The 25,009-nt window shown below is 71.4% G+C and carries 22 protein-coding genes and 1 pseudogene; 7 read left to right on the forward strand and 16 right to left on the reverse strand.

Annotation, left to right across the window (positions count from 1 at the left end):
- Positions 1–25 precede the first annotated feature (25 nt).
- Positions 26–1,042: an isopenicillin N synthase family oxygenase gene (locus QE381_RS06305; protein WP_307216475.1), complete on the forward strand. Its 1,017-nt coding sequence runs from the start codon at positions 26–28 to the stop codon at positions 1,040–1,042.
- A 105-nt stretch (positions 1,043–1,147) separates the two neighbouring features.
- Here QE381_RS06305 and rpsO read toward each other — a convergent pair whose 3' ends face one another.
- Positions 1,148–1,417, reverse strand: coding sequence for a 30S ribosomal protein S15 (rpsO, locus tag QE381_RS06310; RefSeq protein WP_137416542.1), 270 nt, complete (start codon positions 1,415–1,417; stop codon positions 1,148–1,150).
- Between the two features lie 144 nt (positions 1,418–1,561).
- Between rpsO and QE381_RS06315 the strand changes: the two genes are divergently transcribed.
- The 3 genes and pseudogenes from QE381_RS06315 to QE381_RS06325 all read left to right on the forward strand — a co-directional run bounded on the left by QE381_RS06315 (position 1,562) and on the right by QE381_RS06325 (position 3,091).
- Positions 1,562–1,783: a DUF167 domain-containing protein gene (locus tag QE381_RS06315; RefSeq protein WP_307216479.1), complete on the forward strand. Its 222-nt coding sequence runs from the start codon at positions 1,562–1,564 to the stop codon at positions 1,781–1,783.
- Between the two features lie 95 nt (positions 1,784–1,878).
- Positions 1,879–2,685, forward strand: a pseudogene (locus QE381_RS06320) (MFS transporter); the annotation flags it as partial.
- 172 nt (positions 2,686–2,857) lie between these two features.
- The gene (locus tag QE381_RS06325; protein WP_307216481.1) at positions 2,858–3,091 is read left to right on the forward strand and encodes a hypothetical protein; all 234 of its coding nucleotides are present in this window, start codon (positions 2,858–2,860) and stop codon (positions 3,089–3,091) included.
- A 95-nt stretch (positions 3,092–3,186) separates the two neighbouring features.
- Here the strand turns inward: QE381_RS06325 and QE381_RS06330 are convergent, their stop codons facing one another.
- Complete coding sequence (locus tag QE381_RS06330; protein WP_307216482.1) at positions 3,187–3,741, reverse strand: YceI family protein; 555 nt, start codon at positions 3,739–3,741, stop codon at positions 3,187–3,189.
- A gap of 90 nt (positions 3,742–3,831) precedes the next feature.
- Positions 3,832–4,200, reverse strand: a complete 369-nt coding sequence (locus tag QE381_RS06335; RefSeq protein WP_307216484.1) for an FKBP-type peptidyl-prolyl cis-trans isomerase — start codon at positions 4,198–4,200, stop codon at positions 3,832–3,834.
- 174 nt (positions 4,201–4,374) lie between these two features.
- Here QE381_RS06335 and QE381_RS06340 point away from each other — a divergent pair, with 174 nt between their 5' ends.
- On the forward strand, positions 4,375–4,953 hold the full coding sequence (locus tag QE381_RS06340) for a TetR/AcrR family transcriptional regulator (RefSeq protein WP_307216486.1): 579 nt from the start codon (positions 4,375–4,377) through the stop codon (positions 4,951–4,953).
- Between the two features lie 29 nt (positions 4,954–4,982).
- Here the strand turns inward: QE381_RS06340 and QE381_RS06345 are convergent, their stop codons facing one another.
- The 3 genes from QE381_RS06345 to QE381_RS06355 form a co-directional block, all read right to left on the reverse strand.
- Positions 4,983–6,359 (reverse strand): NtaA/DmoA family FMN-dependent monooxygenase, encoded by a 1,377-nt coding sequence (locus QE381_RS06345; RefSeq protein WP_307216488.1) that lies wholly within the window; start codon positions 6,357–6,359, stop codon positions 4,983–4,985.
- On the reverse strand, positions 6,356–7,339 hold the full coding sequence (add, locus tag QE381_RS06350; RefSeq protein ID WP_307216490.1) for an adenosine deaminase: 984 nt from the start codon (positions 7,337–7,339) through the stop codon (positions 6,356–6,358). The genes QE381_RS06345 and add overlap by 4 nt, the downstream gene beginning before the upstream one ends.
- Positions 7,340–7,469: 130 nt before the next feature.
- Complete coding sequence (locus QE381_RS06355; RefSeq protein ID WP_307216492.1) at positions 7,470–8,681, reverse strand: PrsW family intramembrane metalloprotease; 1,212 nt, start codon at positions 8,679–8,681, stop codon at positions 7,470–7,472.
- 39 nt (positions 8,682–8,720) lie between these two features.
- On the opposite strand from QE381_RS06355, the gene QE381_RS06360 reads away from it, so the two are divergent.
- Complete coding sequence (locus QE381_RS06360; RefSeq protein WP_307216494.1) at positions 8,721–9,584, forward strand: fumarylacetoacetate hydrolase family protein; 864 nt, start codon at positions 8,721–8,723, stop codon at positions 9,582–9,584.
- Between the two features lie 85 nt (positions 9,585–9,669).
- On the opposite strand, the gene QE381_RS06365 is transcribed toward QE381_RS06360, so the two are convergent.
- The 5 genes from QE381_RS06365 to QE381_RS06385 form a co-directional block, all read right to left on the reverse strand.
- Positions 9,670–10,044 (reverse strand): DUF4190 domain-containing protein, encoded by a 375-nt coding sequence (locus tag QE381_RS06365; protein ID WP_307216495.1) that lies wholly within the window; start codon positions 10,042–10,044, stop codon positions 9,670–9,672.
- Between the two features lie 85 nt (positions 10,045–10,129).
- Positions 10,130–11,593 carry an aspartate ammonia-lyase gene (locus tag QE381_RS06370; protein ID WP_307216497.1) on the reverse strand — a complete coding sequence of 488 codons (1,464 nt, stop codon included), beginning with the start codon at positions 11,591–11,593 and terminating at the stop codon, positions 10,130–10,132.
- Between the two features lie 155 nt (positions 11,594–11,748).
- Complete coding sequence (locus QE381_RS06375) at positions 11,749–12,660, reverse strand: metallophosphoesterase (protein WP_307216498.1); 912 nt, start codon at positions 12,658–12,660, stop codon at positions 11,749–11,751.
- Between the two features lie 456 nt (positions 12,661–13,116).
- On the reverse strand, positions 13,117–13,452 hold the full coding sequence (locus tag QE381_RS06380; RefSeq protein ID WP_307216500.1) for a peptidase: 336 nt from the start codon (positions 13,450–13,452) through the stop codon (positions 13,117–13,119).
- A complete protein-coding gene (locus tag QE381_RS06385; protein WP_307216501.1) occupies positions 13,449–14,732 on the reverse strand; it encodes an inorganic phosphate transporter in 1,284 nt (427 codons plus the stop codon). Before QE381_RS06385 ends, QE381_RS06380 begins: the two co-directional genes overlap by 4 nt.
- Positions 14,733–14,905: 173 nt before the next feature.
- On the opposite strand from QE381_RS06385, the gene QE381_RS06390 reads away from it, so the two are divergent.
- On the forward strand, positions 14,906–17,068 hold the full coding sequence (locus tag QE381_RS06390; RefSeq protein WP_307216502.1) for a S9 family peptidase: 2,163 nt from the start codon (positions 14,906–14,908) through the stop codon (positions 17,066–17,068).
- 276 nt (positions 17,069–17,344) lie between these two features.
- Here QE381_RS06390 and QE381_RS06395 read toward each other — a convergent pair whose 3' ends face one another.
- The 5 genes from QE381_RS06395 to QE381_RS06415 form a co-directional block, all read right to left on the reverse strand.
- A complete protein-coding gene (locus QE381_RS06395; RefSeq protein WP_307216503.1) occupies positions 17,345–18,268 on the reverse strand; it encodes a hypothetical protein in 924 nt (307 codons plus the stop codon).
- A gap of 190 nt (positions 18,269–18,458) precedes the next feature.
- Entirely contained in the window at positions 18,459–19,487 is a 1,029-nt protein-coding gene (locus QE381_RS06400; protein ID WP_307216504.1) for an ATP-dependent 6-phosphofructokinase, read from the reverse strand.
- 116 nt (positions 19,488–19,603) lie between these two features.
- Positions 19,604–21,769 carry a DEAD/DEAH box helicase gene (locus QE381_RS06405; RefSeq protein WP_307216506.1) on the reverse strand — a complete coding sequence of 722 codons (2,166 nt, stop codon included), beginning with the start codon at positions 21,767–21,769 and terminating at the stop codon, positions 19,604–19,606.
- 219 nt (positions 21,770–21,988) lie between these two features.
- On the reverse strand, positions 21,989–22,117 hold the full coding sequence (locus QE381_RS06410) for a hypothetical protein (protein WP_307216507.1): 129 nt from the start codon (positions 22,115–22,117) through the stop codon (positions 21,989–21,991).
- A gap of 537 nt (positions 22,118–22,654) precedes the next feature.
- Positions 22,655–24,943, reverse strand: coding sequence for a cation-translocating P-type ATPase (locus tag QE381_RS06415; RefSeq protein WP_307216508.1), 2,289 nt, complete (start codon positions 24,941–24,943; stop codon positions 22,655–22,657).
- Positions 24,944–25,009: the final 66 nt, after the last annotated feature.

Genomic DNA, 25,009 nt, shown 5'->3' on the forward strand with positions numbered 1-25,009 from the left:
GCCGCATCCGGCCTACCGTCGGAGCATGAGCCTGACCTCTCTGCCCGTCCTCGACCTCTCCCTGCTCGACCAGGGCCCGGATGCCGCCGCACGCTTCCGCGAGCAGCTGCGCGAGGCGACGCACGAGGTCGGGTTCTTCTACCTGGTGGGCACGGGGATCACCCCTGAGCTGGAGGAGCGCCTGCTCCGGGCGGCCCGGGACTTCTTCGCCCTGCCCGAGGCCGACAAGCTCGCGATCGAGAACGTCCGGAGCCCGCAGTTCCGCGGCTACACGCGCGTGGGAGGTGAGCTCACCGGCGGCCGGGTCGACTGGCGGGAGCAGATCGACATCGGCCCGGAGCGCGAGGCCGTCACCGACCGCGTGCACGACTACGACATCCTCACCGGCCCGAACCTCTGGCCCGAGGCCCTCCCGGGGCTCCGCACGGTCGTCGCCGAGTGGCACGCGACGCTGACGGCCGTCGCCTCCCGTCTCCTGCACGCCTGGGCCGATTCTCTGGGCGCACCGGCCGAGCTGTTCGACGCCTCCTTCGCCGACCCGCAGACGCTGATCAAGATCGTGCGCTACCCCGGCACGGACGCCCCCGAACCGCAGCAGGGCGTCGGGGCGCACAAGGACTCCGGGGTCCTGACGCTGCTGTGGGTCGAGCCGGGCAAGGGCGGCCTGCAGGTCGAGCACGAGGGTGCGTGGATCGACGCGCCGCCGGTGCCCGGCGCGTTCGTCGTGAACATCGGCGAACTGCTCGAATACGCCACGCAGGGCTACCTGATAGCGACGAACCACCGCGTGATCTCGCCGCGCTTCCCCGACGACCGCATCTCGGTGCCGTTCTTCTTCAATCCCGGGCTCGACGCCCGGCTGCCGCTCGTGGAGCTGCCCGCCGAGCTCGCGGCCGAGGCGAAGGGCATCACGGCCGACCCGCACAACCCGATCCACGGCCGCTACGGCGAGAACGCGCTGAAGTCGCGGCTGCGCGCTCACCCGGACGTCGCGGCGATCCACCACCCCGACCTGGTCGCCGCCCGCGCCGCGACCGCCTGACCCGCCCCGCTCGACCGCGAGACTCGAGGCGGGGAACACCGAGGGCCGCCCCACACCGTGGGACGGCCCTCCAAGAATGTTTTGCGCGATATACGCGGGTGCGGCTTATCGGCGCAGACCCAGACGCTCGATGAGCGAGCGGTAGCGGTTGATGTCGATGTCCTGCAGGTAGCCCAGCAGGCGACGGCGCTGACCGACCATCAGGAACAGGCCACGACGCGAGTGGTGGTCGTGCTTGTGCTCCTTCAGGTGCTCGGTGAGGTCCTTGATGCGCTGAGTAAGCATCGCGACCTGCACCTCGGGGGATCCGGTGTCACCGGGGTGCGTCGCGTACTCTTCGATGATCGCCTTCTTGACGTCGTTCTCGAGTGCCATAGATGGGATCCCCTTTCTCGTCATTGCGCGGCGCCCGACGCCTTCTGCGTGAGCTCTCTTTATCCGCGGCCGATCTAACGGCAACCTCGATAGCCTACCAGCGAACGGCATCCGTGGCGAGCGCAGAGGACTACTCTCGGATGCGTGCTCCTCACCATCCGCGTCAAGCCCGGCAGCCGGCGAGGGCCGGTCGTCGAAGAGGATGCCGAAGGACTCGTCGTGCACGTGCGCGAACGCGCGGCGGAGGGAGCCGCCAACGAGGGCGTCATCGCCGCCCTCGCCGCACACTTCGGCGTCCCGCGACGCGACGTCGTGATCCGGCGCGGCCATGCCTCGCGCGTCAAACGCGTCGAGGTCATCCGCTGATGGCCCTGCTCGGCGCGCGCCATCTCATCGATCTGCGTCCGTTCCGCGCGAGCCCCGCGTTCGCACGGATGTGGATCGGCTCGACCCTGTCGGGCATGGGCGGACAGCTGACCATCGTCGCCGTCATGCTCCAGGTGTACGCGCTGACCGCCTCCGACTTCGCGGTCGCGATGGTCGCCGTCGCCGGCCTCGTGCCCATGGTCATCGCCGGGCTCTACGGCGGCATGCTGGCGGATGCGTTCGACCGCCGCACCGTCGCGCTCACCGCGGCGCTCGTCACCTTCGCCTCGACCGCGCTGCTCGCCGCTCTCACCTGGACGGGCGCGGAGACGGTGTGGTGGCTCTACGCCCTGAGCATCGTCAACTCGTGCGCCAACTCGATCGTCAGCGCGACCAAGGGGGCGATCACGCCGCGGCTGCTCCCCCGCGAGCTGCTACCGGCGGCCGCCGCGCTGCAGGGGATCACGATCGGGATCATGGTGATGGCCGGGCCCGCTCTCGCTGGTGTCCTCGTCGCGACAGCGGGTTACGCCTGGACGTACTCGATCGACGTCGTCCTCATGACATCGCTGTTCCTCGGGCTCTGGACGCTGCCCTCGATCCGCCCCGAGGGCGAGATCGTGAAGCCCGGATGGGAGTCCCTCCGCGACGGCATGCGCTTCCTCCGCCGCGCCGCCAACATCCGGCTCCAGTACGTCATCGACATCATCGCGATGACGTTCGGCCAGCCGCTCGCCCTGTTCCCCGGCATCGGAGCGGTCCTCCTCGGCGGCGGCGCGATCACGACCGGCGTGCTGACGGCCGCCGTCGCCCTCGGCGCGTTCCTCTGCAGCGCCTTCTCCGGACCGCTCGGGCGCATCCGCCACCACGGCGTCGGGATCCAGCGATCGGTGCAGGTCTACGGCGCGGCGATCGCGATCTTCGGGCTCGTCCTGGTCGCGGCGCAGCTCGGCTGGTTCGCCCCGGCCGTCGTCGACGAGAACAGCCCCGAACCTGGTGCTGATCGCGCTCGCCTGCGTCGCACTCGCGGTGTCGGGTGCGGCCGACAACGTGAGCGCGATCTTCCGTTCCACCATGATGCAGTCTGCCGTCCCGGACGCCATCCGCGGCAGGCTGCAGGGGGTGTTCATGGTGGTCGTCGCGGGCGGCCCGCGGATCGGTGCGCTCTATGCGGGCGCGCTCGCCACCTTCACGACGCTGTGGTTCCCGCCACTCCTGGGCGGACTGCTGATCATCGCGATCGTGGGCGTGCTCGTGAGGTTCTCCCCCGGGTTCCGCGCCTACGACGCGGACCACCCGGTTCCCTGACGTGCAGATGCGCTCCGAGACGGGCGGGGACGCCGCACCGCAACGACGAACGGGACGGATGCCGCAGCATCCGCCCCGTTCGGGAGACCGGCCGGTCAGGCCTGGATCGAGCCCTGCAGGTCGAGCTCGATCGTGACGTCCTTGCCGACGAGCACACCGCCGGTCTCGAGCGCCGCGTTCCAGGTGAGGCCGAACTGCTCACGGTCGATGACGGCCTTGGCCGTCGCGCCCGCCTTGTAGTTGCCCCACGGGTCGGTGCCGAAGCCGCCGAACTCGACCTCGAACGTCACCGGCTTGGTGATGCCCTTGATGGTCAGGTCGCCGTCGACGAAGAAGTCGCCACCCTCGTAGCGCACACCCGTGGACACGAAGTCGAGCGTCGGGTAGTTCTCGGCGTCGAAGAACTCGGCGGAACGCAGGTGGTTGTCGCGCCCCTCGTCGTTCGTGTTGACCGAAGCCGTCTCGACGGACGCCGTGACGGTGGCCTCGAGGGGGTTCTCGGGAGCCGTGATCGTGGCACTGAAGGAGCCGAAGGAGCCGCGCACCTTCGAGATCATCATGTGGCGCACGGAGAAGCGGACCTCGCTGTGCGCGGGGTCGAGCACCCAGGTGCCGGACTTGTAACCAGGGACGTCGATCGTGGTGGTCATGTTTTCTCCAGGTCGTTGGTCGCGCACGTCGCGACTGTCGATGTCGACAACCGGCGGCGCGAGAAGTCTATTCCTTCGAATGGAGGTTTGTCAGCCGACGGAGATGAGATCGATCACGAAGATCAGCGTCTTGCCGCCGAGGAAGTGGCCGCCGGCCGGGCCGTAGGCGAGGTGGGGAGGGATGACGAGCTCACGACGTCCGCCGACCTTCATGCCGGGGATGCCGTCCTGCCAGCCCTGGATGAGCCCGCGCAGCGGGAACTGGATGCTCTCGCCACGGTTCCACGACGAGTCGAACTCCTCGCCGGTCTCGAACTCGACGCCGAGATAGTGCACGGTCACGGTGTCGCCGGGCTTCGCCTCGGCGCCGTCGCCCACGATGAGGTCGCGGATGACGAGGTCTGCGGGCGCGTCTCCGGTGGGCGCGTCGATCTCGGGCTTGGTGCGGTTGTCAGTCATGCGACCCATCCAAGCATGCCGCCCGGACACGCGCCTGCCCCGGGGCGTGTCCGCGACGGGTCTTGACACCGGCAGCGGTTCGACGCATCCTGATCCCAGGCCAACTCAGCGCCCGGTAGACACGCAGGCATCGCCGCTGCACCGGGCGCTGAGTCTGTCCGTAGGCTGTCACGCATGTCCGCCGAACACACCCCGGAGGCGCAGCGACTGCTCGACGCGGCCGTCGACGTCATCCTCGAGCGCGGCCTGTGGGGCCTGTCGTTGTCGGCGCTCGCCCGCGCGATCGGCTCGAACAACCGCATGCTGCTCTACTACTTCGGCTCGAAGGACGGGCTGTTGACGGCCGCCGTGCAGCGGGCATACGAGCGATTCCCCGAGCTCGCCGGTCTCATCCCCTCCCTGCAGGGCGACACGCCCCTCGGCCCCCTGCTGTGCGCGGGGTGGCGCCGGCTGCGCGCGCCGGAGAACGTGCCCTATCTGCGACTCTTCTTCGACATGCTGACCCTCACGATCCGGGAGCCGGCTCAGCACCCGGCGCAGCTCGACGTGCTGCACCGGCACTGGCCTGCGGGGATCCAGGCCGCGTTCGTCGCACACGGCTGGGGCGAGCCCGAGGCACGGCTCGCGACCCTGCAGGTCCTCGCGCTGTGGCGGGGCCTGCAGGCGGAGCTGCTCACGGGCGGCGATCCCGCAGAGCTGGATGCGGCACACGACGCCGCCGTGGGGACGCTCTTCCCGCCGAGCCGTCAGTAAACGCGCTTCCGCGGCGCCGTTTCGTGCGTTTAGTGACGGCTCGACGCCGGACGTGGAAGGCGTGCACCGCCGGCGACGCCCGACATCCGCTCACGGAGCGTGGGGCCCGCCGGCTCCGGGACGAGCCCGCGCTCACGGAGGCGCGGCAGCACGAGCTCGCCGAACGCCGCGACGTCACGCGTGCCGAAGACGGGCTCGAGCAGGAAGCCGTCCAGTCCCGTGCGCTCGGCGAGGTCCGCGACGCCCTCGGCCACGGCGTCCGGGTCGCCCACCAGCCGGAACCCGCGAGTGCCCCTCCCCCGCAGCTCCTCCAGGATCTCGCGCACGGTGGGCGCCGGACGGTCGGGCGTCCCGAGGAAGCGCTCGATGTTGCTGGTCCCCATCTGGCCGACGACGCCGGTGCCGAGCACCTGCTCGAGCGTGCCGTCCGGGTCCAGCTGCAGCAGGTCTATGCCGGTGTTGCCCGCGTAGAGCGCCGCGACCACCTCATCGGACTGCATGGCCCAGAACTCGCCCCACAGCCGCTCCGCCTCCGCCGCCGTCTCGCCGACGATCGCAGTGAGACCGGCCATGATACGGATGCTCGACGGGTCGCGCCCCGCCTCGGCGGCGAGGCGGCGGATGTCGGCGACGTTGCGAGCCGTGAGCTCCGGTGTCGTCCCCTGGATGAACACGGCCTCCGCGTGCGCCGCGGCGAGCGCCTTGCCCTGGGCCGAGGTGCCCGCCTGGAAGATGACGGGCGTGCGCTGCGGCGACGGCGGCGCCCCGAAGTAGCCGCGCGACCGGTAGTGGTCGCCGCGGTAGTCCACCCGATGGATGCGGTCCGGCTCGATGTAGACGCCGCGCTCCGCGTCGGCGACCAGCGCGTCGTCGTCCCACACCTGCTCCCAGTACGTGCGAGCGAGCTCGACGTACTCGTTCGCCATCGCGTAGCGGTCGTCGTGTGCACGCATGCCGTCGTGCCCGAACAGCTCGGCCACCGCGTTCTGCGAGGCGCCGGTCACCACGTTCCAGCCGATGCGGCCGGCCGTCAGGTGGTCGAGCGTCGCGAAGCGGCGCGCGAGCGGCAGCGGGTGGTCCATTCCGGTCGTCGCCGTCACGACGAACCCGAGCCGCTCGGTCTCGCGCGCGAGCACGGGGATGACGGTGGACGGGTCCAGCCCCGAGAAGTTGATCGCGGCGGTGAGGCAGGCGCGGCTGATGTCGCCGTCCTGCATCGGGTAGCCGAAGCCGTCCGCGAAGAACAGGAAGTCGTAGCCGGTGCGGTCCATGATGCGGGCCATGCGGACCCACCGCTCGGGATCGAGGTAGTCCACGGCGTCGCACTCGGGATGAGCCCAGCTGTACGTGCCGCCCACCTGCGGCGCGTAGACCTCGAAGACGCCGAAGCGCAGCCCGCCGCTCACGAGGCGATCCACGCGTCGATGCCGGCGCGCGCACGCGCCTTGGTCTGCGCCGAAGCCCGCGTCGTCTCGATCGAGCTCCACGCGCATGCGGCGAGCTGCTCGTCCGAGAGGCCGATCACCTCGCGGGCGGCGGTGTACTCCTCGAGGATGCCGGGACCGAACAGGATCGGGTCATCGGCGTTGATCGAACAGCGCACCCCGGCATCCAGCAGCCGCGGCAGCGGATGGCCGGCCAGCTCGCCGACCACGTCGAGCAGCACGTTCGAGGTGGGGCACACATCCAGGCAGACGCCCCGCTCCGCCACGAGCGCGACGAGCTCCGGGTCCTCGATCACACGGACACCGTGCAGCACGCGATCGGCGCGCAGCACCTCGACGGCCTGACGCACCGACTCCGCGCCGACGAGCTCGCCGGCGTGCGGCGCCGACTGGAGCCCTGCGGCACGGGCGATCGCGAAGGCCTCCTCGAAGAGCTCCGCCGGGTAGCCGCGCTCCTCGTTCGCGAGCCCCAGCGATACGACGCCGGCGTCGGCACGGGATGCCGCCAGTCGCGCCAGGGCGATCGCCTCCTCAGGGCTCTGCGTGCGGTCGACGGTCACCATGAGCGCCACCTCGACGCCGTGCCGCGCGCCGGCCGCCCCTGCCGCCGAGAGATGCGCGTCGAGGGCCGCGGCCGCCGAGCCGAACGACGCGTCGTACAGCTGCGGGCTCACCCCGAACTCGATGTAGACGACCCCGTCGCGAGCGGCATCCGCGACCGCCTCGTCGATCAGCCGCTCCAGGTTCGCGGGAGAGGCGAGGACCGCCAGCAGCCCCTGATACATCCCGGCGAACGCCGCGAAGCCCGCGAAGCCGGTCGTGGGGGGCACGACGACACCGGCGACGTCCGCGAGCTCGGCGAGCGTCTCCGGTCGCATCGCGGCCTCGAGATGGATGTGGAGGTGGCCCTTCGGCAGGGCCACCAGGTCACGGACGGTCATCGCGTTGCCTCCTGAGTGAACTGATCGATTCACACAGTAGGGGCACGGTGTTTCCGGCAGATGTCCCCGCCGCGTTCCCGGCAGACGTCCCCGCCGCGGACGGACGGGCGCACAGCGGATGTCGAACGGGTCAGGCCGCGAACAGTGCGCGCCGAGCCGCCTGCGTGCGGGCGAGCAACGCCTGCTGCTCGGCCGCCGCTCCGGGGTCGCGTCCGGTCAGCACCCGCTGCCGGCTCGCGGCGAGCGCCGTCGCCTCGCGGATGAAGGCCCGCATCTGCGGGCGCCTGTCCGGGCGCAGGCGCCCGGCCCAGGCCAGAGCCGCGCGGCGGCCAGAGCCCGTCGCGAGCAATCGCACCTCCTCGGCCGTGAACCATCCTGCGGCCGCGAACTCCCCCAGCCGCTCCCGGGTGAGCCGCGCCTCCTCTGCCCGCAAGGCGATGACGCCGACGACGAACAGGATGAACAGCGGCACCTGCAGCACGAGGTAGAGCGCGAAGAAGTCGCCGAGCACCGAGGAGCCGTTCCACAGCGCGTGCAGCGCCATCGCCCCCACGACCCCGGCGAACCAGGGACCCGCGACGGCACGCCCCCGTCGCACCGCCAGCCCGACCGCGAAGCCGGTGACGGCGGTGAACATGACGTGCGCGAAGGGCGAGAGGATGCCGCGGAGGAAGAACGTGACGGTCGTCTGGGTCGCGCCGCCCTCGATGAGCGCGATCCCGAAGTACTGGATGTTCTCGGTGAACGCGAACCCCGCGCCGATGAGTCCCCCGTACACGATGCCGTCGACCGGGCCGTCGAAGGCGCGCCGCCCCGCGAGGAGGATGAGCAGCACGCCCAGCCCCTTCGCGAGCTCCTCGACGACGGGCGCCTGCACGACGGCGCCGAGCGCATCCGCCGCCGCGGAGTCGCCGGGTCCGAACGCCAGCCGCAGGACGAGATCGACCCCCAGCGCGATGGCGACCGCACCGATCGCGCCCCACGCCACCGCGAGGACCACCAGCAGCCGCGGCTCCGGCTCCCAGCGGTCGACCGCGCGCAGCGCGAGCAGCACGACCGTGAGCGGAACGAGCGCCAGCACCATCCCCGCGATCGAGGCGCCCACCCCGAGGGCGGCGAGGAAGTAGGCGACGAGGACGGCGAGCAGCACGGCCAGCACGGCGAGGCCCCAGATCGCCGCCGCACCGATGCGACGCACCCGGACCGTGGGGATGCCTGCGGTCGCCCCCGGCGCAGGCGCCACGCCGGGGGCGTCGGGCCGCAGCGGCTGCGCGAGCGGCGAGGGGTACGCCCCCTGCGCAGGGGGATATCGGTCGTATCGATCGCGCCCGTGATCGCTCATATCGACAGCCTACGAGGAGCACGCCGGTAGCCTGGTCAGATGCGCTTCGCCCACATCCGCTCGGAGGGAGCACCACGACTGGTGCTGGTCACGGAACCCGGGAAGGCGGTGTATGTCGACGAGCTCTTCCCCGGCGCCCCCGCGGCGCTCGAGGAGCTGATCGCCGGCGGGGACGAGCTGCGCGAGCGCGTCCGCGACGCGGCCGCCGGCGTGTCCGGCGGGATCGACCTCGCGACGGCGGAGTTCGCCTCCGCCAGCCGGACGCCGCCGGTCGTGCTCGCCGTCGGGCTGAACTACGCGGCGCACTCGGGCGAGCTGGGGCTGAAGACCGACAAGACCCCGACCGTGTTCGTGCTGTGGCCGAACTCGCTGACCGGCCACGACGGGACGACCTCCTGGCCGCGCTCGCTCAGCGAGTCCGTCGACTACGAGGCCGAGCTGGGCGTCATCATCGGCCGGCCCGCCAAGGACGTGTCCGTCGACGAGGCGCTCGACCACGTGTGGGGCTACACCGTCGTCAACGACATCACGGCCCGCGACATCCAGTTCTCCGAGGCGCAGTGGTGCCGTTGCAAGTCCTTCGACGGGTTCACCCCCACCGGCCCCTACGTCGTCACGGCCGACGAGATCCCCGACCCGCAGGACCTCCACATCTGGACGGTCGTGGACGGACATCGCGTGCAGGATGCGTCGACCGGCCAGATGATCCGCGGCGTCGCCGCCCTCGTCTCGCACCTGTCGCAGTCGGTGACCCTGCTGCCGGGGACCCTCATCTCCACCGGCAGCCCCGGGGGCGCGGGCTATTCCCGCGACCCGCAGATCTTCCTCCGCGACCGCTCGACGGTCACGGTCGGCATCGACGGCATCGGCGAGCTCACGACGCACTGCCGCATCCTGGACTGACGCCTGCGTGCGCATGATGCGCAGAAGCGCGATGCGCCGGGTCCTCGATGATCCGGCGCATCGCGCTTCACACGATCTGCCGGACTCAGCCCGCCATCGACGACGTGCACTGCACGACGACGCCGTTGACCGTGACGGATCCCGTGAAGTCGACCTGGCGGCAGGCGTCGATCGCGGCGGCGGCAAAGCTTGCCGTCGCCACCCCGATGAGGATGCCGATGACCACAGAGAGCACGAGGAGCACGGCGCTGATGATGATCGCGGCAAGGGCCCAGCCGTTCTTCGCGCCGGCCTTGCGGCTCTGCACGAGGGCGACGATGCCGAGGATCAGGGCGACGATCTGGATGAAGAACGACAGGATGAACGCCACGATCCCGAGCGTCTTGCCCGGGACGGGCCCGTCCGCGCTCGTGACGGGCTGGTTGGCGGGTGGCGGCGGGTAGGCGGCGGGCTCGGTCATCGGTTTCCCCTCTCGTGGACGCGGCGGCTGCCGCTCGTGCAGACACGACCGTAGCGGGTCCGGCTCCCCAGGTGTGGGATATCGCTCAGATCTGGTCGCGCGCTGATCGCGCGCCGACCACCGGGATCGCGGCCGTGACGGCCTCGAGGCCCGACAGCCGCGCGGGCGAGAGCTGCTTGGTGACCTCCTCCCGCGACATGAGCCCCGCCTCCACGACGAGGTCGGCGACGTTGTGCCCCGTCAGCAGCGCGGTCTTCGCGAGAGCCGCGGCCGCCGCGTAGCCGATGAAGGGCGTGAGCGCCGTGATGACGCCCACCGAGGAGCCGACCATCGCCCCCAGGCGGTCGCGGTTCGCGGTGATGCCCTCGACGCAGTTGACCCGCAGCGTCCACATGGCCTGCCGCATCCAGGTGATCGACTGGAAGATCGAGTGCGCGATGACGGGCTCGAAGGCGTTGAGCTGCAGCTGGCCGCCCTCGACCGCCATCGTCACGGTCAGATCGGCGCCGGCGACCGAGAAGGCGACCTGGTTGACGACCTCCGGGATCACGGGATTGACCTTCCCGGGCATGATGCTCGACCCCGCCTGGCGGGCCGGCAGGTTGATCTCGCCCAGGCCCGCCTGCGGGCCGGAGGAGAGCAGACGCAGATCGTTGCAGATCTTCGACAGCTTGATCGCGTTGCGCTTGAGGGATGCCGAGAACGACATGAACGAGCCCGTGTCGCTCGTGGACTCGACGAGGTCGGCGGCCGTCTCGAGGTCGAGCCCCGAGATCGCCCGGAGGTGCCCGGCGACGGATGCGGCGTAGTCGGGGTGGGTCGTGATCCCGGTTCCGATCGCGGTCGCCCCCAGGTTGATCTCGTGGAGCAGCTGTGCGTTCTCCCGCAGCCGCTGCTCGTCGGCGCCGAGCGTCGTGGCGAACCCGTGGAACTCCTGCCCCAGTGTCATCGGCACGGCGTCCTGGAGCTGGGTGCGCCCGACCTTGAGCACATCGTGGAACTCGACCGCCTTGGCGCTGAATGCCTGCCGCAGCTGAGCGAGCTCGCTCAGCAGGCTCCCGAGCGCCAGCGAGAGCCCGACCTTGATGGAGGTCGGATAGACGTCGTTGGTCGACTGGCTGCGGTTCGTGTGGTCGATCGGCGAGAGGAAGGCGTAGTCGCCCTTGGGACGCCCGGCCAGCTCCAGCGCGACGTTGGTGATGACCTCGTTCGCGTTCATGTTGGTCGAGGTGCCCGCCCCGCCCTGGATGACGCCCACGACGAACTGGTCGTGGAAGCGGCCGTCGATGACCTCCTGCGCGGCGCGATCGATGAGCTCGGCCTTGTCGGCGGGGATCACCCCGATGTCGCGGTTGGCACGGGCCGCCGCCTGCTTCACCATGGCGAGCGCCGTGATGAGCTCGGGATAGACGGAGATCGGCCGTTTCGCGATCGGGAAGTTCTCGAGCGCTCGTGCCGTGTGGATGCCCCAGTAGGCTCCGGCGGGGATCTCGAGCGATCCCAGCGAGTCGGTCTCAGTACGGGTGCGCGTCGTTGCGTGGGTGTCCATGCGTCATCCTTGTCGGTGCGAGGGATGCCTCGAGCCTACGTCGGGCCCCGCCCGCCGGCGGCTGGCCGCGCCGTACACCGCACGCCCAGCCACCGGCCGCGTCGGCGAGCGGCGTGCGGGCCGCCGGCGTGCGACGCGGCGTCAATGCGGCGGCGTCAGCGCGGTCGCTTGCGGGAGAACGCCTCGAGGCGCTCCTGCGGGGAGAGCGCCGACATCCGCTCGACCCACGCCGCGCTGAAGAAGTCGGCGGTCTCCGCCCCGGTCACCGGCACGACGGCGTGCGTGATGGTGTCGTCGTACACGTGGACCAGGTGGAACGACTGTCCGGCATCCATCCCGTTGACCTCCTCGGGTGGGAGGGCGAGGTCCATCGTGTAGCAGGTGGCCGCCGCGACGTTCACGGGGACGCCGGCGAACAGACCGCTGGTCGAGTAGTGCAGGTGGCCCGCGAGGATGCCCCGCACGTCGCTGCCGGCGATCGCGGCCGCGAGCCGTGGCTGATCGCGCAGCTCGAGGATGTCGAACAGCGGCACGTGGCTCGGCACCGGCGGGTGGTGCATCGCGAGCAGCGTTCCGAGCTCGACCGGTGTGCGCAGGACATCCACGAGCCAGCGCAGCTGCGCGTCGTCGAGCTCGCCGTGATGCCAGCCGGGGACCGTCGTGTCGAGGGCGATGAGGCGCAGCCCGCCGAGGTCCCAGACCCCGGTCACCGGCTCCTGCGTCGGCTCGCCGTCCAGGAGTCCTGCACGCAGCGCGGGCCGCTCGTCGTGGTTGCCGGCGACCCAGACCACAGGTGCGCCCAGCCGCTCGGCGACCGGCTCGACCGCGGCGCGCAATGCGGCGTAGGCGGCGGGCTCGCCGAGATCGGTGAGATCACCGGTGAACACGATCGCGTCGGGGCGCAGCCGCATCCGCTCCACCCGCTCGAGCGTGCGACGGAGGTTCTCGGCGGTGTCGTATCGACCGCCGAGAAGCGGGTTGCCGGCGAGCAGGTGGGTGTCACTCAGGTGCAGCAGCACCCGCCGGGGCGCTGGGTACTGGCCGAACCGCGCGGACGTGACGCTCATGCCGCCAGCCTAGGCGCCCCCTCCCCCACCCCTGTCCTCTCTCCCCTCATGTCCTCCTCCCCCCACCCATGTCCCAGCTCTCCCACCCATGTCCCAGCTCTCCCGCCCATGTCCCAGCTCTCCCACCCATGTCCCACTTCCGACCGCCTGACGCGCCGGCAACCCGACCCATGTCCCACTTCAGACCGCTCGGCGCGCGGGCAACCCGACCCATGTCCCACTTCAGACCGCTCGGCGCGCGGGTGAGCGGTCTGAACTGGGACATGCACCGGTCGGAAGTGGGACATGATCGGGATGCCGCCGCCCGGGGCACGTGGCGGGGATGCCACCAGGCGGGGAAGGGGCCGGGGTCAGGGCCGGGCCGGGAAGGGGCCGGGGTCAGGGCCGGGAAGGGACCGGGGTCAGGCCCGGGAAGGGACCGGGGTCAGGCCCGGGAAGGGCGGAGAAGGGCCGGGGTCAGCGACCGAGGACGATGAGCGCGAGCCCGCCGAGCACGGCGAGCCCGCAGAGCGCGAACGACGCGTACGCGGCCACGAGGGCGAGCCGGCGCTGAGCGGGCGTCAGGGGGCTCTTCTTCGCCGCCTTCGCCGCCGCCTTCACAGCCCGCGCCCGCGCCTTCTCCGACATGACCGTGATGGCGTCCGTGAACTCCGCCGGCGCGACGACCGGGGCGCGCCCGGCACGCACCAGCATCCGCAGGCCGAGCGCATAGGAGCCGACCACGACGACCGCACCCGCCAACGCCGCGACGAACACGTGCACGAACGCGAGCCAGTCGATCTGGATGTTCATCGCCGCTCCTGGTCGTTCTTGCGGGATGCCGCGGCATCCCTGTCGTGCTCACGTCGATCGGCCTTGCGCGCAGCCCGCGCCTGGGCACGGAGGGCCTGCCGCTGACGACGCGTGGGCGGCGGGTCGCTCGTGAGGTCCACGGCACGCGCCGACTCGGCGACCTCGCTCATGGCGTTCGCCGCCGTGACCTCGTTGCGGCGCGAGCGCACGAAGATGGCCAGCACGACCGCGATCGCGAGCACGGCGTCGATCACGGTGCCCCAGATGCCCAGCCAGGCCACCAGCAGCGCCGCGACCGCGCCCACCGCGCCGGCGGCCGGAAGGGTCAGGAGCCAGCCCACCGCGATGCGCCCCACCGTGCGCCAGTGCACCTTCGAGCCGCGGCGGCCCAGGCCCGAGCCGATGACCGACCCCGAGGCCACCTGGGTCGTCGACAGCGCGAAGCCGAGGGCCGAGGACGCGAGGATGGTCGCCGCGGTCGACGTCTCCGCCGAGAACCCCTGGGCGGGCTTGACCTCGGTGAGGCCCTTGCCGATCGTGCGGATGATCCGCCAGCCGCCCATGTAGGTGCCGAGGGCGATCGTGAACGCGCAGGCGAAGATCACCCACAGCTGCGGATCGGCGTGCGCGGGATCCTGCCATCCCGCCATGATGAGCGCGAGGGTGATGACGCCCATGGTCTTCTGCGCGTCATTGGTGCCGTGTGCGAGCGCGACGAGCGAGGAGGAGAAGATCTGGCCCCAGCGGAAGCCGTCGCGCCCGTCGGGCTTGCCGTCGTAGCGGCGCGTGACTGCGTAGGCGACCTTGGTCGTGACGAACGCGATGACGCCGGCCGTGAACGGCGCGATCACCGCCGGCAGCACGACCTTGCTCAGCACGACGCCGAAGTCGATCGCCAGAACGCCCACGCCCACGATCGTCGCGCCGATGAGGCCGCCGAACAGGGCGTGCGACGAGCTGGAGGGCAGTCCCAGGAGCCAGGTCAGCATGTTCCACGTGATCGCGCCGATGAGCCCGGCGAAGATCAGGGGCAGGAACGCGGCCGGGGTGATCTGGTCCTCACGGATGATCCCGTGCGAGATCGTCTTCGACACCTCCGTCGACAGGAAGGCGCCCACCAGGTTCAACGCGGCCGCCAGCATCACCGCGACCTTGGGCTTGAGCGCGCCGGTCGCGATGGGCGTCGCCATCGCATTGGCGGTGTCGTGGAAGCCGTTGGTGAAGTCGAAGAAGAGGGCGAGGCCGATGACCAGGACGACGATCAGGGCTGCGGTGTCCACCGTTCGCTTTCGGATCAGAAGGGCAAGAAGGATGCCGACGGGATCGGCGGTGCGAACGAACAGTTCACCGTGATTTCAGCATCCGGTAACCGGGCCGGGGAAATCCTCGCACCGGTGTCCGCGAGGGTCAACTCGGCGCGGCCACGACCGGCGCGCTCCATTAGCGTGGGAGGGTGACCGGCAGCATCCCCGTCCCCCCTCCCGCCGCCCGTGAGCCCCGCGTGCGCTCGCACCACGGCGACGACTTCACCGACCCGTACGAATGGCTCCGCGCGAAGGACGATCCGCGCGTGCGCGAGCACCTCGAGACGGAGAACGCCTACACCGAGGCGCGCACGGCGCACCTCGCAGGCCTGCGCGAGCGCATCTTCGACGAGATCAAGGGACGCACGCTCGAGACGGACCTGTCCGTCCCCACGCGTCGCGGTGACTGGTGGTACTACGGCCGCACCGTCGAGGGGCGGCAGTACGGCATCCAGTGCCGCGCTCCCCTCGCCTCCCCCGACGACTGGACGCCGCCGCAGCTGTCGCCCGACGCCCCCGTGCCCGGCGAGCAGGTGCTGCTCGACGGCAACGAGGAGGCGGACGGCGAGGAGTTCTTCTCGCTCGGATCCTTCGAGGTCTCCACCTCCGGCGACCTCCTGCTGTACGGCGTCGACCTCGACGGCGACGAGCGGTACACCCTGCGGCTGCGGGACCTCCGCACGGGCGAGAGCCTGCCCGACGTCATCGAGGGCACCTTCGCGGGCGCCACGCTCTCCCCCGACGGGCGATTCGTCGTCTACACGACCGTGGATGACGCCTGGCGACCGGACACCGTGTGGCTGCATGAGATCGGCACGCCGGTCGACCAGGACACGAAGCTGTTCCACGAACCCGACGAGCGGTACTGGGTCGGCGCCGGGTTCACCCGCAGCGACCGGTACCTCGTGATCGGGCTCGGCTCGTCGATCACGAGCGAGGAGTGGCTGCTGGATGCCGACGACCTGCGTGGCGAGCCCCGCGTCGTCTGGCCGCGGCAGGAGGGGGTCGAATACGACTCCTCGCATGCCGTGATCGACGGTCGGGACGTGCTGTTCGTCCTGCACAACGACGGCGCGCTCGACTTCGAGCTCGTGCGGGTGTCCGCCGAGGACCCGGAGGGAGACCGGGAGGTCGTGCTCCCGCACGAGCCCGGACGTCGGCTGCTCGGGGTCTCGACCTTCCGCGACTGGGCCGTGGTGGGATACCGCCGCGAAGGACTCGCCCGGCTGGGCATGCTCGACTACGCCGACGGCGCGGTCTCCGAGATCGCCTTCGACGAGCCGCTGTACTCGGTGGGCACAGCGGGCAACCCCGAATGGGCGCCCCCGCTCCTGCGTCTCGGCTACGGCTCGTTCACGACGCCGTCGACCGTGTACGACTACGACGTCGCCTCCGGCGAGCTGCTGCTGCGCAAGCGCCAGCCGGTGCTCGGCGGCTACGACCCCGCCGACTACGGTCAGGCGCGCGCGTGGGCCACCGCGCAGGACGGCACCCAGGTGCCGATCTCGCTCGTGTGGAAGCGCTCGTTCGGCGACCCCGCGGCATCCCCCCGCCCCGTCCACCTCTACGGCTACGGCTCCTATGAGCACTCGATCGAGCCGGGCTTCTCGGTCGCCCGCCTCTCGGCGCTCGATCGCGGCGTGATCTTCGCCGTCGCCCACGTGCGCGGCGGCGGCGAGATGGGGCGGCAGTGGTACGAGGACGGCAAGACGCTGACCAAGCGCAACACGTTCACGGACTTCGTCGACTGCGCGCTGCACCTGATCGACAACGGCTTCACGACCGCCTCGCAGCTCGTCGCCGAAGGCGGGTCCGCCGGAGGGCTCCTGATGGGCGCGGTCGCCAACCTCGCGCCCGAGCTGTTCGCCGGCATCCTCGCCGACGTGCCGTTCGTGGACGCCCTGACGACGATCCTCGACCCCTCGCTGCCCCTGACCGTCATCGAGTGGGACGAGTGGGGCGACCCGCTCCACGACCCCGAGGTGTACGCGTACATGAGGTCGTACTCGCCGTACGAGAACGTCCGCGAAGGGGTGCGCTACCCCCGGATCCTCGCGGTCACCTCGTTCAACGACACCCGCGTGCTCTACGTCGAGCCCGCGAAGTGGGTCGCGCGGCTGCGTGAGGTGGGCGCGGACGCCCTGCTGAAGTGCGAGATGGTCGCCGGTCACGGCGGCGTCAGCGGACGCTACGACTCGTGGCGCGAGCGCGCCTTCGAGCTGGCGTGGCTGTTCGACGTGCTGGGCGTCGCGGAGGTCGCCCCGGCGGGTGCCGAGGCCGCCTCGGCGGGTGGCCAGGGCGCCTCGGCCTGAGTCGCGAGACCGCCTCGGCCTGAGTCGCGACATCCCGCCTCTCCCTCTTCCGCCTCTCCCCCGCGCGCTGTCCCCCGTCGGCATGTCCCACTTCCGACCGGGGCATGTCCCAGTTCGTGCCGCACAGAGCGCCCGCAACCGGTCGAAACTGGGACATGGGTACAGAGGGGCCGGCGCAGAGCGACGCCGGACTGGCGCAAAGACCAGCACGAGACAGCGCGAGACAGCGCGAGACAGCGCGAGACAGCGCGAGACAGCGCAGCACGGCGCGCGGCATCAGAGGCGGCCGGGCCGCCAGCCCTGCGCGCGCAGCGCACGTGCGACCTTCTCGACGGCGGCCGCGCCTGAGCCGCGGAGGTGGTGGTTGAGGATCCGGACGTGTTCCCACCCCGCCGCACGGATGCGGTCCCAGCGATCGGCATCGCGCGCGAACTGCGCCGGATCCTCCGCGTGGACCCGTCCGTCGTACTCGGGGCACACCCGGTAACGCGGATACGCGAGATCGAGCTCCGCGACGAAGCGCCCGTCGGGATCGTGGAGATTCCAGTTGATCTCCGGATGCGGCAGGCCCGCCCGCACGAGCAGCAGCCGCAACCGCGTCTCTCGCGGCGAGCGCGCGCCGACGCGCATCTCGGCGAGCGCACGGCGGAGCAGGCCACGTGTCGTGTCGCCCATGGCCTGCACCTCGTCGCGCAGCTCCTCGACCGTCGCGAGCGGGCGCGGGCCAGAGACCAGGAACTCGCCGGCGGCGATCAGGTCATCCCGTCCCCACAGGGTTCCGCACTGCCGCCACGCCCGTACGGCGTGCTCGATCGGCAAGCCCGCGGCATCCCTCGCCGTCAACGGCTCGCGAAGCTGGAGGCGATGTCCGACGACGCCCGCGATGCGGGGCTCCCGCGCCGGTCGATGCGCCGACACGTGCAGAGCCGGGCGATACGGCCAGTCCGGCGTCGGAGCACCATAGAGCGAGAGCGCGGTCTCGTGGCTGAAGAACTGCCACGGACGCAGGCGCGGCGCATAACGCAGGCACTGGTCGCGGAGGTCCCCGGAGGCGGTGTCGGAGCCGCGACCGCGAACACCCCGGTAGGGCGCATGCAGGTCGCGACGCCCCAGACGCTGAGCGGGTACGCCCAGCGTTCGCGCCTGCGCGACGGCGAAGTAGTCGGGGAGCTCGCTCGGAAGCGGTGACGGATGCGGCATCCCGCCAGGATCTTCGACTCACCGCGCGCGACGACGACTCCGATCCGATCTGTGGAGGCGCCGCATCCATCACCGCCCTGTGGAGGAGCCCCGCCGCCGAGGCATGTCCCAGTTGTGACCGCTAGCGATGCCCCTCACCGGTCGAAAGTGGGACACCGAGCGGTCCGAAGTGGGACATGCAGAGGGGGGGTCAGCCGAAGAGGGCGGCGGCCTCTTCGTAGCGGTACAGCGGGACGGTGTTGAGCTCGCCCAGCGCCTCCTCGAACGGGACGCGCACGATGTCGGTGCCGCGCATCGCGACCATCTGCCCCCAGGCGCCGTCCACGATGGCGTCGGCGGCATGCAGGCCCAGGCGCGTCGCGAGCACGCGGTCGAATCCGGAGGGCGAGCCCCCGCGCTGGATGTGGCCGAGCACGGTCGCGCGCGTCTCGATCCCCGTGATGCGCTCGATCTCCGGGGCGAGCACCTCGCCGATGCCGCCGAGCCTGGGGCGGTTGAACGCATCCAGTCCCTTGTCGCTGTAGGCCTCGTCCATCCCGGTGAGCGTGAAGCCCTCCGAGACCACCACGAGCGGCGCGCGACCACGGTCGTGGGCGCGGCTGACCTGCTCGACGATCTCGTCGATCGACATCGGCACCTCGGGGATGCAGATCACGTGCGCGCCCGCGGCGATGCCCGCGTGGAGCGCGATCCAGCCGACGTGACGCCCCATGACCTCCGCGACCATGCAGCGCTGGTGCGAGTCGCCGGTCGTGCGCAGGCGGTCCATGGCATCGGTCGCGATGTTCACGGCCGTGTCGAAGCCGAAGGAGTAGTCGGTGGCACGCAGGTCGTTGTCGATCGTCTTGGGCACGCCCAGCACGTTGACGCCGTCGTGGAAGAGCCGGTTGGCGGCGGCCAGGGTGCCCTCGCCGCCGATCGCGACGATCCCGTCGATGTGGTGGCCGTAGAGCGTCTTCGAGATGTTCTCGGCGCCCCCGCGCGGCCCCTCATAGGGGTTCGTGCGACTCGTGCCGAGGATCGTGCCCCCGACCTTGGACAGGCCCTTCACCTCGTGCCTGGTCAGCGGGAAGAAGTCGCCGTCGACGACGCCGCGCCACCCGTCGCGGATGCCGACGAACTCGATGTCGTGCACGGTCGTGCCCTTGAGCACGACGCCGCGGATCACCGCGTTCAGTCCGGGGCAGTCTCCGCCACTGGTCAGGATGCCGATCTTCATGGGTGGGTCCTCAAAGCTGTGCAAAAGATTCCGGCGACGCTGCCAGACCGAGACTATCGCCGCGCGCACCTCGCCGCCACACGGGCACCGTGCGGCGGCGAGCTGCGCGGCCGTGCCTAGGCCGCGCCGAGCGCGCTGCGGGTGAGGTGCATGAGCGCCGACAGCTGCACGGAGTCGCTCGAACCGGGCTCGACGGCGTGACCGTCGAGGGCGCGGAGCGCGAGGCCCTGCTTCGAGTCGATGAGCTCGGCGATCTTGGTGTCGATCGTGTGCGCCGCGATGATGCGCCACGCCGTCACGGGCTCGTCCTGCCCGATGCGGTGCACCCGGTCGATCGCCTGTGTCTGCTCGGCCGCGGTCCAGCTGAGCTCGGCCAGCACGACGTTGGAGGCGGCCTGCATGTTCACCCCGACACCGGCTGCCGTCAGCGAGCAGACGGCGATGGAGACGCCCGGATCGTTGTTGAACGCGTCGATCGCCGCCTGGCGGGATGTCGCGCTCTGGTCGCCGCGCAGCGACACGGTGCGCAGCCCGGCCGCGGCGAAGTGCGCCTCCGCGGCGTCCATCACGTCGATGTGCTTGGCGAAGAAGACCACCTTGCCGACCGAGCGCTGCAGCTGCACCGCGTAGTCCGCGGCGAGCAGCGCCTTTGCCTGGCCGATGCGGCGCACCATCGAGAACACGTTGTCCTCGCCGGAGCCCGCCGCCTTCGACTCGTCGAGCTCATGCTGCGCGACGAGTCGCACGACATCCTCGTCGATCTCCCCGATCGCGAGCCCCCGGTCGCCGCGGGCCTCCACGATGCGACGGTAGCGCGCGGCCAGACGCTGCGCGAGCTCGCGCTCCGCCTGCCGGATGGAGCGGCCGTATTCGTCGTCGAGCTCGACGGGAAGATCGGCGACGAGCTTGTCGGGCAGGTCTTTCGCGACATCCGTCTTCAGTCGGCGGACGATGCCCATCGAGATCACCGCGGACCGCGCCGCCGGGTAGAACGCCTTGTCGGCCGGGGTCAGACCGGTCTCGTCGAGACGCTCCATCAGCTCGGGCTCGGGCTTCGTGCCGTTGGTCCAGCCGAGGAAGCGCCAGATCGCGTCGAAGTCCTCGACGTCGTTGATGAGCGGGGTGCCGGTCAGCGCGAGCATGAGCGGGTGGCTCATGCGCTCACGGATGCCGGCGGCGAGCGCCAGCACGTTCCGGGAACGCTGCGAGGTGAGGTTCTTGATGAAGTGCGCCTCATCGACGACCATGCCCGCGAGACCGATCTCGCCGAGCCAGGCGAGGTGCCGATCCAGCACCTCGTAGTTGACGATGAACACGTCGGCGAAGGCGTCGATGTCCTCCCCGTCGCCCTGGATGACCGTCGCGCGGCGCTGCGGCGTCCAGCGTTCCACCTCGCGCGCCCAGTTCATCTTCACGACGTTGGGCACGACCACCAGCAGCGGATACGCGTCGGCGACGGATGCTGCCAGCACCGACTCGGCGGTCTTGCCCAGGCCCGGCTCGTCCGCGAGGAGGAACGAGCGGTGCCCCTCGCGAACCGCCTCCAGGAACCGCGACTGGTGCGGCATGATCTCGAGGCCCTTGGGCGAGAGCCGGTCGAACTCGGGCACGGGCGGAAGCTCCATGCACGCGGAGCCGCCGCCGGCGCCCGTCTCGAACGCCTTGTACAGCGGGCCCATGAGCTCCCAGCCGTCCAGACGGCGGCGGGGGGTCTCGCGGGGCGCGCGGAGCGCGAGGTCGGGCGCGAGGAAGGGATGCGCCATCTGCCGCGCCTCGACCTGCGGCGGGATCACCTGGCGCTCGGCGAGCTGCGGCGGCACGAGCGCCGCGGTCGCCTTGGCCGGGGCCGCATCCGTGATGATCAGCTCGTCGGCGGGGAGCTCCGCACCCGACTCGAGCAGCCAGTCGCGGCGCATGCGCTTCGCGACCGGAGAGGTCGCCTGGTCGACCTCGAGCAGCTGGATGAGGGACGTGTCGCGCGCGGCGGTCTTCGCGAGGATCGTCGCGACGCCGTCGAGGCGCTTCAGCAGCTCGCTGCGCGCGCCATCGGTGAGCTCGGCGTCGGCCTTGACGCGGGCACGCTCCTCGCGCACGAGGAAGGCGATGACCTGGAACTTGACCCGATTGGTCGGGCCCAGCTTGCCACGCTGCGCCTTGGCTTCGACCTCGCGGACCTTTCGGGCGAGGATCGGGATGAGGGGGGCCTCGTCATCGCGTCGGGCGGACGAGGTACGGGTGCGCCGCGCGGTGCTGGTGCGGGCGGCGGGTGCCGTGGTCGGCATGCTCCTCCTGAGCGTCGGTTCCGGATTCCTCCGTCACCGGCTGATCCCTCGCGGGGGCCGGCGATGCCCGCGGGCGGCTCGGTGCCGGGACGAACGCGGGCGGGTCGTCGGGCGCGTCAGCACGTGGGATGCCTCCGTGCAACTGCGACGACCGCGAACAGTGTAGCGCAGCTACGTGTCCGTCCGCCCGCGAGGAGGCGACGCCGGCCGCGGTGCGCCTCAGCGCCAGAGCGTGGCGACGATGTCCTCGGTGTAGCCGTCGGGTTGATCGTCGACCCAGGATGTCGTGATCCAGCCGTTGCCGCGGAGGAAGTGCGTCTCGCCGCGGGTGACGACCTTGTCATCCATGTCGACTGTGCGGCTCTGGGTGCGGCAGACCGTTCCGCCCGACAGCGCCTCGCAGGAGAAGCCGCTCGAGGTCAGAGCGTCCTGGACCTGGGCGGCCTGCGCGGCGTCGACGATGGAGACCTGCGTCGCGAGCCCCGGTCCACCGGGGGTCCCCCCAGGTGCAACGCAGCGTCGGGATCCCGGACTCGAGGATCTCCAGGGCGGGCACGACCTGCGTCGCGTAGAGCGTGATCCCCGGATCGTTGAGGGTCCGCGTCGCCTCCAGGGACTGCAGCATCGCGGGCGAATAGAGCTGTTCGCACGAGGCAGGAAGGGCGATGCCGGGCACGGGGGTCGCCGAGGCGGTGGGGGTCGTCGTGGGCGCCGCGGACGCGGTAGCGGTGCTCGAGGGCGTTCCGGAGCTCGTCGGGGTTGCGGGCTCCGGAACGCAGCCGGCGGTCCCGACGGAGAGGGCTCCGAGCGCGAGAAGAAGGACGGCGGCTCGTCCCGGACGCAGGTTCACGATCTCTCCCTCGGCTCGGCGGCGGTCCTCCGACCCTAACCGGCCCGGTCCGCCGCGCCCGTACCCACGCGGCGCAGTCGCAGACTGTTGAGCACGACGAACACGCTGGAGAACGCCATCGCCGCCCCGGCGATCATGGGGTTCAGCAGGCCGAACGCCGCCAGCGGCAGCGCGGCGACGTTGTACGCGAAGGCCCAGAAGAGGTTGCCGCGGATGACGCGCATCGTGCGGCGGCCCAGCCGCAGCGCCGTGACGACCCCGCCGAGGTCGGTGCCGGTGAGGGCGATGTCGCCCGCCGCGGCCGCGGCATCCGTGCCCCCGCCGACCGCGATCCCCAGGTCGGCGGCTGCGAGCGCCGCGGCGTCGTTGACGCCGTCACCGACCATCGCGACGCGTCGGCCCTCGGCGCGCAGCTGCTCGACGAGCGCGACCTTGCCCTCCGGGCTCACCCGTGCCTGCACGCGTTCGATGCCGACGGCCGCCGCGACGGCACGCGCCGTCGGCTCGGCGTCACCGGTCACCATCACGACCTCGAGTCCGTCGTCCCGCAGCCGGGCCACGGTGCGCGCGGCCTCGGGCCGCAGCGTGTCGGCCACGGCGAGGACGATCCGAGCCTCGGGCTCCTCACCCGTCCCGGCCCACCCGCCGACGACGACCGTGGCGGTCCGCTCGTGGGCCTCGATCGCCGCGCGGAGCGCCGCCGGCAGCGGCGCTCCGGTGTGACGCTGCGCGAACTCCGGCGACCCGGCGAACACGGAACGGCCGTCGACGACGCCCGTGAGTCCGTGGCCGGCGAGCGCATCGACGTCGGCGACCGGCAGCAGCGAGTCCGTCGCCGCTGCGATCGCACGACCGATCGGGTGCTCGCTCGCGTGTTCGAGCGAGGCGACGAGCAGCCGCGCCTCGGCCTCGTCGACGCCCGGCGCGGGCACCGCGGCGATCAGCGACATCCGGCCGGTCGTGAGCGTCCCGGTCTTGTCGAGCGCGACGAGATCGATGCGGTCCGCGTTCTCGATCGCCTCGGGCCCGGTCAGCAGGATGCCGAGCTGCGCACCGCGTCCGGAGCCGACCAGGATCGCGATCGGGGTGGCAAGACCCAGAGCACAGGGGCACGCGACGATCAACACCGCCACGGCGGCCGTGAACCCCGCGGTGATCGGCTGTCCGGCCAGGAGCCAGGCGCCCAGGGTGAGCACCGAGAGGGCGATGACGACCGGCACGAACACCGCCGAGATGCGGTCGGCGAGGCGCTGCGCCCGGCTCTTGCCGAGCTGCGCGTTCTCGACGAGCGCGGCGATGCGCGCGAGGCGCGTGTCGGCGCCGACACCGGTCGCCCGCACCCGCAGCACGCCGCCCTGCGCGACCGTGCCGCCGGTGACCTCGGTGCCGACGACCGCATCGACCGGCAGCGACTCGCCGGTCAGCATGCTCTCGTCGAGCGCGGCGCGTCCCTCGACGACGACGCCGTCGGCTGCGACCGTCTGCCCGGGGCGCACGAGGAACTCGTCGCCGACGGCGAGGCGGTCCGTGGGGATGCGCGCACCGGACGCGAGCTCCACCTCGGGCGCGCCGAGCTCGAGCAGCGCCCGCAGCGCCCGCCCGGCCCGCCGTCGTGCGCGGTCCTCGATGTACCGGCCGAGGAGCAGGAACACCGTGACGACCGAGGCGACCTCGAAGTAGATCGCCGAGGCGGGGTCGGCCCCGAGCTCGAAGCCGTGCGTCATGCCGATCATGCCGGCGGTGCCGAACACGAGCGCCCAGACGCTCCAGAGATAGGCCGCCAGCGTGCCGAGGGTGACGAGGGTGTCCATCGTCACGGCGCCGTGGCGGAGGTTGGCGAGCGTGGCGCGGTGGAACGGCCAGCCGCCCCAGAGCACGATGGGGGTGGCGAGCACGAGGCTCATCCACTGCCAGCCGGGGAACTGCCAGGCCGGCACCATGGCGACGGCGACCACCGGCAGGGCCAGCAGCGCCGTGACCACGACCCGCACAGGGGATGCGACCGCCGCGTGGTGGCCCTCGTGCTTCTCGTGCGCACCGTCGTGCAGGTGGGCCTCGGGGGCCATCGCCGCCCCGTGCCCGTCCCGCGGGCCGCGGCCCGGTGTCGGACGCACGCGCGCGTCGTAGCCCGCCGAGCCGACGGCCCGCGTCAGCAACGCGGGGTCGAGATCCGCCGGATGCGTCACGCGCGCGGTCTCGGTCGCGAGGTTCACCTGCGCGTGGACCCCGTCGATCGCCTGCAGGCGGCGCTCGACGCGGGCGACGCAGCTGGCGCACGTCATGCCTGTGATGTCGAGCACAGAGGTTCGGGTGTCAACGGCCATGCGGTCATAATACCCCCCTGGGGTATAACGCGGGTCGGTTCCGCCGATCATCGCCGGCATCGACGC

It is taken from the genome of Microbacterium sp. SORGH_AS_0888 (assembly GCF_030818905.1).
Classification (GTDB): domain Bacteria; phylum Actinomycetota; class Actinomycetes; order Actinomycetales; family Microbacteriaceae; genus Microbacterium.

Coding starts and splice junctions, on each gene's coding strand:
- rpsO (WP_137416542.1), bottom strand. CDS start 1,417: ATGGCACTCGAGAACGACGTCAAGAAGGCGATCATCGAAGAGTACGCG.
- QE381_RS06360 (WP_307216494.1), top strand. CDS start 8,721: ATGCGCTTCGCCCACATCCGCTCGGAGGGAGCACCACGACTGGTGCTG.
- QE381_RS06415 (WP_307216508.1), bottom strand. CDS start 24,943: ATGGCCGTTGACACCCGAACCTCTGTGCTCGACATCACAGGCATGACG.
- QE381_RS06330 (WP_307216482.1), bottom strand. CDS start 3,741: ATGACCACCACGATCGACGTCCCTGGTTACAAGTCCGGCACCTGGGTG.
- QE381_RS06400 (WP_307216504.1), bottom strand. CDS start 19,487: ATGAAGATCGGCATCCTGACCAGTGGCGGAGACTGCCCCGGACTGAAC.
- add (WP_307216490.1), bottom strand. CDS start 7,339: ATGACCGTCCGTGACCTGGTGGCCCTGCCGAAGGGCCACCTCCACATC.
- QE381_RS06355 (WP_307216492.1), bottom strand. CDS start 8,681: ATGAGCGATCACGGGCGCGATCGATACGACCGATATCCCCCTGCGCAG.
- QE381_RS06365 (WP_307216495.1), bottom strand. CDS start 10,044: ATGACCGAGCCCGCCGCCTACCCGCCGCCACCCGCCAACCAGCCCGTC.
- QE381_RS06375 (WP_307216498.1), bottom strand. CDS start 12,660: ATGAGCGTCACGTCCGCGCGGTTCGGCCAGTACCCAGCGCCCCGGCGG.
- QE381_RS06305 (WP_307216475.1), top strand. CDS start 26: ATGAGCCTGACCTCTCTGCCCGTCCTCGACCTCTCCCTGCTCGACCAG.
- QE381_RS06370 (WP_307216497.1), bottom strand. CDS start 11,593: ATGGACACCCACGCAACGACGCGCACCCGTACTGAGACCGACTCGCTG.
- QE381_RS06410 (WP_307216507.1), bottom strand. CDS start 22,117: ATGGATGACAAGGTCGTCACCCGCGGCGAGACGCACTTCCTCCGCGGC.
- QE381_RS06325 (WP_307216481.1), top strand. CDS start 2,858: ATGATGCAGTCTGCCGTCCCGGACGCCATCCGCGGCAGGCTGCAGGGG.
- QE381_RS06395 (WP_307216503.1), bottom strand. CDS start 18,268: ATGCCGCATCCGTCACCGCTTCCGAGCGAGCTCCCCGACTACTTCGCC.
- QE381_RS06335 (WP_307216484.1), bottom strand. CDS start 4,200: ATGACTGACAACCGCACCAAGCCCGAGATCGACGCGCCCACCGGAGAC.
- QE381_RS06405 (WP_307216506.1), bottom strand. CDS start 21,769: ATGCCGACCACGGCACCCGCCGCCCGCACCAGCACCGCGCGGCGCACC.
- QE381_RS06340 (WP_307216486.1), top strand. CDS start 4,375: ATGTCCGCCGAACACACCCCGGAGGCGCAGCGACTGCTCGACGCGGCC.
- QE381_RS06380 (WP_307216500.1), bottom strand. CDS start 13,452: ATGAACATCCAGATCGACTGGCTCGCGTTCGTGCACGTGTTCGTCGCG.